We start from the raw sequence: 9,503 nt of genomic DNA, 5'->3' as shown, positions 1-9,503 counted from the left end.
CACCACGCCACCGACCCGCGCTACGCCGCGCTCCTCGACCGGTACGCCGAGCGGCTGGCCACCGGTCTCGGCCCCGCGCCACCCGACGAGGAGTCCCGCCATGACCATCACCGCGCCCGCCGGCACCGCTCACGCCCGCACCACGAGGACCGTCCTGATCTCCGGCGCCTCCATCGCCGGCCCCGCCCTCGCCCTCTGGCTCCACCGCTACGGCTTCGCCCCCACCGTCGTCGAACGCGCGCCCGCCCCGCGCACCGGCGGCTACAAGGTCGACATCCGGGGCGGCGCCGTCGAGGTCTGCCGCCGGATGGGGATCCTCGACGCGGTCCGCACCGCGTCCACGGACATGGAGGGCGGTTCGTACGTCGACGAGCGCGGCCGCACCGTCGGCCGGCTGCCCGCCGAGATCTTCGGCGGACGCGTCGAGGGCGACGACGAGATCATGCGCGGCGACCTCGCCCGCATCCTGTACGAACGCACCCGCGACGACGTCGATTACCTCTTCGGCGACTCGATCGCCGCCCTCCACGACGACGGAGACGGCGTCGACGTCACCTTCGAGAGCGGGACGCGCCGCCGCTTCGACCTGGTGGTCGGCGCCGACGGCCTGCACTCGCACACCCGGCGGCTCGTCTTCGGCGACGAGCGGCGCTTCAAGCGGTACCTCGGCGCGTACATCGCGATCTTCACCGCCCCCAACCGGCTGGGGCTGACGCGCTGGGAGACGTACCACGCCCGCCCGGACAAGCTGGTCTCCGTCTACGCCACGGCCGGCGAGAGCGCGCACACGGCGAAGAACTGCTTCGTCTTCGCCTCGCCCGAGGAACTGCCGTACGACCACCGGGACACCGGCCGGCAGAAGGAACTCCTCGCCGAGGCCTTCGCGGGTGACGGCTGGGAGATTCCCCGCCTGCTCGCCGACGCCGCGGACGCGGACGACTTCTACTTCGACGCGATCGGCGTCATCGAGATGGACCGCTGGTCCCAGGGCCGGGTCGTCCTCCTCGGCGACGCCGCCCACTGCGCCTCCCCCGCCTCCGGCCAGGGCACCGGCCTCGCCCTGACGGGCGCGTACGTCCTGGCGGGAGAACTGGCGGCGGCGGACGGCGACCACCGGGCGGCGTTCGAGGCGTACGAGCGGCTCATGCGGCCGGGCGTGGAGCTGAACCAGAGGTTCGCGGCGGGCTTCGCCAGGGAGATGACGCTCTCCTCGCGGTGGAAGATCGCCCTGCGCATGTTCATGGTGCGCACGCTGCCCCGCACCCCCTGGAAGAACCTGATCGCGAAGAAGATCCGCGACGACCTCCAGAAGGCGGCGCACGCGGTGCCGTTGAAGGAGTACGGACGCCACGCGGCGGTTTGAACGGGTTCGAAATCCCTTCCGGGGACAGATGGGACCGCTGTTACGATCCAGGTCCCGGCGGGGCCGGAGACGCGGCCGCACGAACGGCCGAGGGGACGGCCGGACAGGCCACCCCTCACCTGCCCGCCCACGCCGGTCCAGGTTTTCATGGGGAGGGACCCACCCTTGCAGTCCTTGCATCGCCCTGCGCTCACGCGCAGAACAGTGGCCGCCGCCACCGCGTTCGGCATCGCGGCCGGCCTGTGCGGCGTCGGCGCCGCCGCCACACCCGCCGTCGCCGACGAACCCGCTTCGAACGAGATCGTCGTCCCGGACCCCGGCCGCTACACGCCGCGCGAGGAGATCCTCAAGCACGCCGGCGCGACCGGCTACGCCCACACGCGGGAGGGCGTCGGCACCGTCTGGACCGACCACGCGACCGGCACCGACACCCCGCTCACCGCCGAACAGGCCGGGGGCCACTCCGGCCTCTTCGCCACGATCGGTTCGGACTCCTTCGACCAGCCGCGCACCGTCACCGTCTCGGACCTGGCGACCGGCACCCAGAAGGCGATCACGATCCCGGCCCGCCAGGTCTGGCCCAAGGTGTACAACGCCGACACCACGCTCTCGTACGCCCAGGACGAGACGGGCCGGCTGGTCTCGCTGAGCCTGTGGCAGGCGACGGCCGAAGGTGCTCCGACGGAGCGACCGGTGCGGGACCTGCCCGCGGCCACGGGGCCCCTGGTCGTCATCAAGCAGGACACCAAGGGCGCGATCATCCGGGCGAAGACGGCCGAGGGCACCCGCCTCTACCTGCTCGACCACGCCTCCGCCACCCTGACGCGGCTCCCGGACCTCATCTCTCCGGTCGATTACGTCGCCCTGGGCGAGCGCCACGTCGTGGCGAAGGCGGCCTACGGGGAGGAGCTGTACTCCGTCTCCCGCGCCAACCCGACCGCGACCCCGGTCATCACGCATCTGCCCAAGGCGACCGGCACCGAGGGACCCGGCACCGGCTTCACTGTCGTCGGCGACGTGCTGCTCTTCCAGCGCACCCTGACCAACCCGGCCAACCTGTACGAGCGGGGCAACGCGCTCCGCGCGATCCCGATCGGCGGCGGCACGGCCACCGAGCTGCTCTGGCGCGCGCAGGACAACAGCTTCGTCGTCGCCCCCGACGGCAGCGTCCTGGTCGCCGGCGGCACGAGCGCCCGTGACTGGGCCCTGCACCGGATCACCGTCGATGCCGACGGCACCCCGCGGACCACAGCCGTACGGAAGATCCCGCAGGTCCCCGCCACGTACAGCGGCCTCGCGCTCGGCGGCGGACGGCTGAGCTACCTCAGCGACTCCGCGCCCGACGGCCTGACCGGCCTCTACGACGTCGACACCAACGCGGTGTGGGCCCCCGTCGCGAAGCTGCGGACGAAGCAGGTCAGCCTGCGGCCGGGGCTCGTCTCCCTCGGGGACGGCGAGACGGTCTACGCGCGGGGGAACGCCCTCTTCTCCCACACCCGCGGGGAGACCCGCATCGCGGAGCTGCCGGGGTCCGGCGACGTCGTCGACGGAGCCGGCCGGTACGTCCTCGCCCGCGGCGGCGACACCACGTGGGTCGCCGATCTGGAGGACTACAGCCACCTCACCGACGACGTGAAGCTCACCCTCACCGACTCGGCCGCCGCGCTGTGGGACACCAAGGTCTGGAAGCCCGCCGCCACCGCGGGCCGGGTCAACTCCTACGACCTGAAGACGAAGACCACCTCTCCCACCGCCGTCGACCTCGGCTCCGGCTGCAAGCCCACCGAACTCCAGGCCGTCGGCCGCTGGCTGTACTGGGCGTGCGGAGCGGACAAGGCCGGCGTCTACGACCACACGGCGAAGAAGAGCGTCCCGGTCCCCGCCGGGGAAGCCCTGCTCGGCGACGGCTTCGTCGTCCGGCACGAGGGCGACAAGCTGATGCTCACGGACGCGGCCACCGGCCAGACCACCGACTTCGCCGACCTCCCGGCGTCCGCGTCCGGCTCCGGCCGCCGCACGACCTGGACCGTCGACAAGTTCGGCGGCGACGTCGCGTACATCGACGCCGCGAAGAACATCCACGTGAGGAAGGTCGAGCTGCCCCGGCAGCAGATGACCGCCCTCGACTCCTCCGTCCCGCCGGTCCTGTCCTTCGCCGGCCACTCCGGCGTGCGGCCGCAGGTGTCCTGGTCCCCCGTGTGGCGGTTCTCCCGGCCGGTCGGCGACTGGACGCTCGTCGTCAAGGACCGCCACGGCCAGGTCGTCCGCAGCACAGGCGGCGACATGGGCAGGGGTGCCGCCGTCGCGACGCAGTGGAACGGGGAGGACACCCAGGGCCGCGGTCTGCTCGACGGCGACTACACCTGGACGCTCCGAGCCCTCCCGGTCGGCGGCGCCGCGCCCGGCGACGAGCGGACCCTGACCGGCACGGTGCGGCTGGAGGGCAGCTCGCTCACCACGCTCCGGGGCACGTACCAGCCGCTCACGCCGACCCGGCTGATGGACACCCGCAGCGGCCTCGGGGTGCCTCAGGGCAAGCTCGGCGCCGGCGGATGGGCACGGCTGAAGGTGACAGGCGTCGCCGGCGTCCCGTCGACGACCGTCACCGCCGTCGTCCTGAACGTCACCGCGACCAACGCGACGGCGGGAAGCTTCGTCTCCGTCTACCCGGACGGAACGCCGCGCACCAGCGCCTCCAACCTCAACTTCAAGGCGGGGCAGACCGTCCCGAACCTGGTGACGGTGCCCGTGGTCAACGGTCACGTCGACTTCTTCAACAAGAACGGCGACGTCGACCTGCTCGCCGACATCGCCGGCTACTACACCGAGCGCAGCGGGGGCTCCACGTACCAACCGGTCACCCCCAAGCGCCTGATGGACACCCGCGCGGGCGTCGGCGTGCCGAAGGCGAAGGTCGGCGCGGGCGGGACGGTGACGCTCCCGGTCACCGAGCCCGGCGCCACGGCCGTCGTCCTCAACGTGACCGCGACCAACCCGACAGCGGGCGGCTTCGTCTCCGTCTACCCGTACGGCACCCAGCGCACCTCCGCGTCGAACCTCAACTTCGTCGCCGGCCAGACCGTCCCCAACCTGGTGATCGTGCCCGTCAAGGACGGCAAGATCACCTTCTACAACCGGGCGGGCACCGTCGACCTCATCGCCGACGTCGCCGGGTACTTCAAGCTCGGATCCGGTTCGCTCCTCACCGGCATGCAGCCCAAGCGGCTGATGGACACCCGTGACGGCACCGGCGTGGCGAAGGCCAAGGTCGGCGCCGGCCAGACCGTGACCCTGCACGTGGGTACGGAGTACACGGCCCTCGTCCTGAACGTGACCGCGACCAACCCGACGAGCGCGAGCTTCGTCTCGGTCTACCCGTACGGGACGCCGCGCACCGCCGCGTCGAACCTCAACTTCGTCGCCGGCCAGACCGTGCCCAACCTCGTGGTCGTCCCCGTCAACGATGGCAAGATCACCTTCTACAACCGGGCGGGCACCGTCGACCTCATCGCCGACGTCGCCGGCTACTACACCGGCTGACACCCGGTCGGTCCACCGCACCATCCCGGCCGCGGGGCCTCATGATGAACGCCATGAACGATGCGCGTTTCCATGAGGCCCTGCGGTCTCTCCGTGTCTGGGACACCGAGCTGCCCGCCTTCGATCCCGCCACCGCCCCGGCCGAGCCCGTGGCCCTCTTCCACGACTGGTTCGTCGAGGCCGCCGAGGCGGGGGCCGTCGAGCCGCAGACGATGTCCCTGGCCACCGTCGACGAGGGGGGCCGGCCCGACGTACGGACGGTCATGCTGCACGGCGCCGACGAGCGCGGCTGGCACTTCGCCTCGCACTCCACCAGCGCCAAGGGCCGCCAGCTCGCCGCCCGCCCCGAGGCCGCGCTCGGCTTCTACTGGCCGAAGCGGGGCCGCCAGGTGCGCGTGCGCGGCCGGGTCACGACCGGGACGCCGGAGGAGGCGTACGCGGACCTCCACGCCCGCACCACCGGCGCCCTCGCCTCTGCGCTGGTCGGCAGGCAGAGCGAGGTCCTGCCGTCCCTGGAGGCGCTGGCCGAGGCGAGTGCGGCGGCCTGGGAGCGGGCGCACGCCGAGCCGGAGGCGGAGTCGAAGACCTGGACGCTGTACGTCATGGAGCCGTCCGAGGCCGAGTTCTTCCAGGGCGACGCGGAGCGGCGGCACGTGCGGCTGCGCTACCGCAAGGAGGGCGCGGCCTGGTCCCGCGAGCTGCTCTGGCCGTGACCGGGTACGGAGCGCACCATGGAAGTGGAGGTGTGAGAACCATGGGTACGTACATGGATGTTCACCGGGGCATGGTGGGAATCACCGCGGATCAGCTGAGCGAGGCGCACGCGGCCGACCTCGCCATCGAGAAGGACGAGGGCGTGCACTTCCAGAAGGCCTGGGCCGACCCCGACTCCGGCACGGTGTACTGCCTGTCCACGGGCCCGTCGGCCGAAGCCGTCCAGCGGATCCACTCCCGTACGGGCCACGCGGCCGACGAGATCCACGAGGTGAAGCTGTCGGTGTGAGACCGGCTCGGTGCGAGACGGGCCGGTGACACCGGGTCGGTGTGGGACCGGCTCGACGAGGCGACCCGCCCTCGTCGTTCCCGACGTCAACGAGGTGACCAGCGCTCGTTGTTCATGAGGTTGCCGAGCCCCGCCCAGCAGAAGTTCATGAGCGTCGCCGCCGCTTCCCGGGCCGTCATCCCCGGCGTCTCGTTGGCCCAGTTGGCCAGCGACTCGGCCGCACCGACCAGGGCCTGGGACAGCCCGGCCACGTCCCGCTCGGCCAGGTCGGGGTCGCGGTGCGTCGCGCGGTGGGTCTCCTTCGCCGTGGCCCCGATCAGCGTCCCCACGTACGACACGATCTCGTCCCGCATCTGGGCCGCCTCACCCGCGAACGGCTCTCCCTGCGTGCGCGCCTGCCGGCTGAGCACCGCCCAGCCGTCGGGGTGCTCGGCCGTGTGCGTGAAGAAGGCCAGCAGCCCGGCCCACAGCTGCTCGTCGGCGGGCAGTCGGGGGTCGACCGCGGCCGCCACGGCGGCGAGCAGCGCCTGCGCCTCCCGCCGGATGCAGGCGGTGAACAGGTCTTCCTTGGAGTTCAGATACAGATAGACCAGCGGCTTGGAGACGCCGGCGAGTTCGGCGATCTCATCCATGGACGCGGCCTGATAGCCGCGCTGCCCGAATGTCCGTACGGCGGCGTCCATCATCTGCCGCTCCCGCACCGCACGCGGCAGACGCTTCGCCTTCGTGGCACCCACGCCGGACATCCTTCCGCCCCGCCCCCGCACTCGGCCCCGCCCCGCACTCGCGGCCTCTCGCCACAAGCCTACGTGCCCCCTGCCCGGACGGGGGCAGAGGGCACGTGGGGCCGGAACGCGCGGGAACCGGAGGGGAGTCAGGCCGCGACGGCCAGCGGCTCGCGCTCGTCCACCGGGGACGAGGAGGCCGAGTTGTACTTCTCGACGTCCAGGATCTTCTCGCGGGCGGCGACGACGACCGGGACCAGCGCCTGACCGGCCACGTTGGTGGCGGTCCGCATCATGTCGAGGATCGGGTCGATCGCCATCAGCAGACCCACGCCCTCGAGCGGGAGGCCCAGGGTGGAGAGGGTCAGCGTCAGCATGACCGTCGCGCCGGTCAGACCCGCGGTGGCCGCGGAGCCGACGACCGAGACGAAGGCGATCAGCAGGTAGTCCTGGATGCCCAGCTGGACGTCGAAGATCTGCGCGATGAAGATCGCGGCGAGCGCCGGGTAGATCGCGGCGCAGCCGTCCATCTTGGTGGTGGCGCCGAACGGGACGGCGAAGGAGGCGTACTCCTTCGGGACGCCGAGGCGCTCGGTGACCTTCTGCGTGACCGGCATGGTGCCGACCGAGGAGCGGGAGACGAAGGCCAGCTGGATGGCCGGCCAGGCGCCCTTGAAGAACTGGAGCGGGTTGACCTTGGCGACGGTCGCGAGCAGCAGGGGGTAGACGCCGAACATGACCAGCGCGGAGCCGATGTAGACGTCGGCGGTGAAGGTCGCGTACTTGCCGATCAGCTCCCAGCCGTAGTCGGCGATGGCGAAGCCGATGAGGCCGACGGTGCCGATCGGGGCGAGGCGGATGACCCACCACAGGGCCTTCTGCAGCAGCTCCAGGACGGACTCGGAGAAGGTGAGGATCGGCTGGGCCTTGTCGCCGAGCTTCAGCGCGGCGACACCGGCGACGGCGGCCATGAAGACGATCTGCAGGACGTTCAGCTCGGTGAAGGGCGTGATGACGTCACTGGGGATGATCCCGGTCAGGAAGTCGATCCAGGTGCCCTCGCGCTTCGGCAGCTTGCCGTCCTGCGGGGTGAGGCCGGTGCCGGCGCCGGGGTTGGTGAGCAGGCCGATCGCGAGGCCGATGCCGACCGCGATCAGCGACGTGATCATGAACCAGACGAGCGTCTGGGCGGCCAGCCGGGCGGCGTTGTTGACCTTGCGCAGGTTGGTGATCGACACCAGGATCGCGAAGAAGACGAGCGGGGCGACGGCCAGCTTCAGAAGCTGGACGAAGATGTCACCGACCTGGCCGAGGGTCTCCTTGAGCCAGCTGACGTCCTGGCTGCGGGCGAGCCAGCCGAGCAGGACGCCGAGGACGAGACCGGCGACGATCTGGGCCCAGAAGGGGACCTTGGGTATGCGGGACGGGGACTTCGTCACGGGCGCGGACGCGGACGCGGACACAGACACACTCCACAGGTGCGTATCGGGAAATACGGGGACGGGGGGTGCGGCACACGCGCTGAGGCGTGCCGCTGCATGATGCCGGGGTCAGAGCTCGCGGCAACAGACCGCGGACATACAGCGGCACAGATCGACATGCAGGCGCGCCACGAGCGGACTGCTCACGGCATCGGGGAGGCGCACTGCTGTCTTCATGCCGAACACGTTAACACTTGAACTTTGAGAACCTCAAAGCCCTTCTTTGAGGTGATCGAGCCCCTCGCGGCCTGCGAAACGCAGAACACCCCGGTCAGGAGCCTTCGAAGCTCCAAGCCGGGGTGGGCGGGTATGTCCTGCTGTGAGGAAACTTACGTGGTTCCTACGACGGCTACGCCGCGTCCTCTCGAGACCGGTTCGCCTCCAGGCGGCCCTTCGCGTGGTCGACCTTGGCGGCGATCCGCTCCGACATCGCGTCCCGCTGCTTGCGCAGCAGCACGAAGCTGAGCGGCGCGGAGATCACGACGGAGAGAACCAGCACCCACAGCAGGTTGGAGTCGCCGAGGCCGCGGGGCAGCACGCCGACGTAGACCAGACCCCACAGGGCGAAGAAGCACCCGGCGAAGACGCCGAGGCGCATGAGGGTGTACCGGAGGGTGGCTGCGCCCGTCCCGTTCTCGGACACGACGGCCCCTTTCTCTGCTCCACTGGTTTGCCCGACCAGTGAAGCATGTCCCCAAAGGGATCAATCCAGCGGGAGCAGCATCACGATGTCGTCCCGGTCGTCCCCGTCCGCCACCCGGATGGCACCCGGAACCCGGCCGACCTCCTTGTAGCCGCAGGAGGCGTAGAAGCGGTCGACGCCCGTGCCGCCCCGGCAGGTGAGCCGGATCGCGTCGATCCCGTCGAAGCCGCGGACCTCGCGCTCGGTCGCGGCCATCAGATCGCGGCCGTATCCCTTGCCCTGGTGGGAGGGGTGGACCATGACGGTGTAGAGCCAGACCCAGTGCTTCATCAGCCGGTGCGAGTTGTACGCGACGAAGGCGGTGGCGGCGACGGTGCCGTCCTCCTCGTACCCGACGACGAGCCGCATCCGCGCCTCGACCATGGCGACGAGGTGCTTGACCAGCTCGGGCCGCACCTCCTCGACCGTCACCGGCGGAACGAAGCCGACGGCGCCGCCGGCGTTCGAGACATCCGCCCAGAGGCGCAGGATGCCGTCGCGCAGGGCGGGGGTGACCGGCGGGTCCAGTTCAAAAGTAAGGGCCATAGGGGCAGGCTAGCCATTACCGTGCGGGCGGTTCAAGAGGTTTCCCGCCGCCGGACGCGGGACGGCCGCGGTGCGCACCAGCGCACCGGCCCCGGGCCCCCCGCGCGCGGGGGGGGGCGCGGCGCGCCCCCCGCGGACCGGCCCGGCGAGGCGACGGCGCGGC

Annotated in this window: 8 protein-coding genes; 4 read left to right on the top strand and 4 right to left on the bottom strand. The window is 71.3% G+C overall.

Features of this window, described 5'->3' with window-relative positions; translation table 11 throughout:
* Positions 1 to 100 precede the first annotated feature (100 nt).
* From ABZY12_RS33965 to ABZY12_RS33950, 4 genes are all read left to right on the top strand, one after another.
* Positions 101 to 1,363 carry an FAD-dependent monooxygenase gene (locus tag ABZY12_RS33965; protein ID WP_356897259.1) on the top strand — a complete coding sequence of 421 codons (1,263 nt, stop codon included), beginning with the start codon at positions 101 to 103 and terminating at the stop codon, positions 1,361 to 1,363.
* Between the two features lie 174 nt (positions 1,364 to 1,537).
* Positions 1,538 to 4,903 (top strand): hypothetical protein, encoded by a 3,366-nt coding sequence (locus tag ABZY12_RS33960; protein ID WP_356897257.1) that lies wholly within the window; start codon positions 1,538 to 1,540, stop codon positions 4,901 to 4,903.
* A 53-nt stretch (positions 4,904 to 4,956) separates the two neighbouring features.
* Positions 4,957 to 5,616 (top strand): pyridoxal 5'-phosphate synthase, encoded by a 660-nt coding sequence (locus tag ABZY12_RS33955; RefSeq protein ID WP_356897255.1) that lies wholly within the window; start codon positions 4,957 to 4,959, stop codon positions 5,614 to 5,616.
* 41 nt (positions 5,617 to 5,657) lie between these two features.
* The gene (locus ABZY12_RS33950) at positions 5,658 to 5,906 is read left to right on the top strand and encodes an SCO4226 family nickel-binding protein (protein ID WP_356897253.1); all 249 of its coding nucleotides are present in this window, start codon (positions 5,658 to 5,660) and stop codon (positions 5,904 to 5,906) included.
* 86 nt (positions 5,907 to 5,992) lie between these two features.
* On the opposite strand, the gene ABZY12_RS33945 is transcribed toward ABZY12_RS33950, so the two are convergent.
* The 4 genes from ABZY12_RS33945 to ABZY12_RS33930 form a co-directional block, all read right to left on the bottom strand.
* The gene (locus tag ABZY12_RS33945; protein ID WP_356897251.1) at positions 5,993 to 6,643 is read right to left on the bottom strand and encodes a TetR/AcrR family transcriptional regulator; all 651 of its coding nucleotides are present in this window, start codon (positions 6,641 to 6,643) and stop codon (positions 5,993 to 5,995) included.
* Between the two features lie 137 nt (positions 6,644 to 6,780).
* Positions 6,781 to 8,094 (bottom strand): dicarboxylate/amino acid:cation symporter, encoded by a 1,314-nt coding sequence (locus ABZY12_RS33940; RefSeq protein WP_356897249.1) that lies wholly within the window; start codon positions 8,092 to 8,094, stop codon positions 6,781 to 6,783.
* A 367-nt stretch (positions 8,095 to 8,461) separates the two neighbouring features.
* Complete coding sequence (locus ABZY12_RS33935; RefSeq protein ID WP_356897247.1) at positions 8,462 to 8,755, bottom strand: DUF4229 domain-containing protein; 294 nt, start codon at positions 8,753 to 8,755, stop codon at positions 8,462 to 8,464.
* Between the two features lie 60 nt (positions 8,756 to 8,815).
* Positions 8,816 to 9,340: a GNAT family N-acetyltransferase gene (locus ABZY12_RS33930; protein ID WP_356897245.1), complete on the bottom strand. Its 525-nt coding sequence runs from the start codon at positions 9,338 to 9,340 to the stop codon at positions 8,816 to 8,818.
* Positions 9,341 to 9,503: the final 163 nt, after the last annotated feature.

Origin of the sequence: Streptomyces sp. NPDC006551 (assembly GCF_040611675.1) — a bacterium.
Lineage (GTDB): Bacteria > Actinomycetota > Actinomycetes > Streptomycetales > Streptomycetaceae > Streptomyces.
This window is presented reverse-complemented; position numbering and strand designations above follow the sequence as displayed.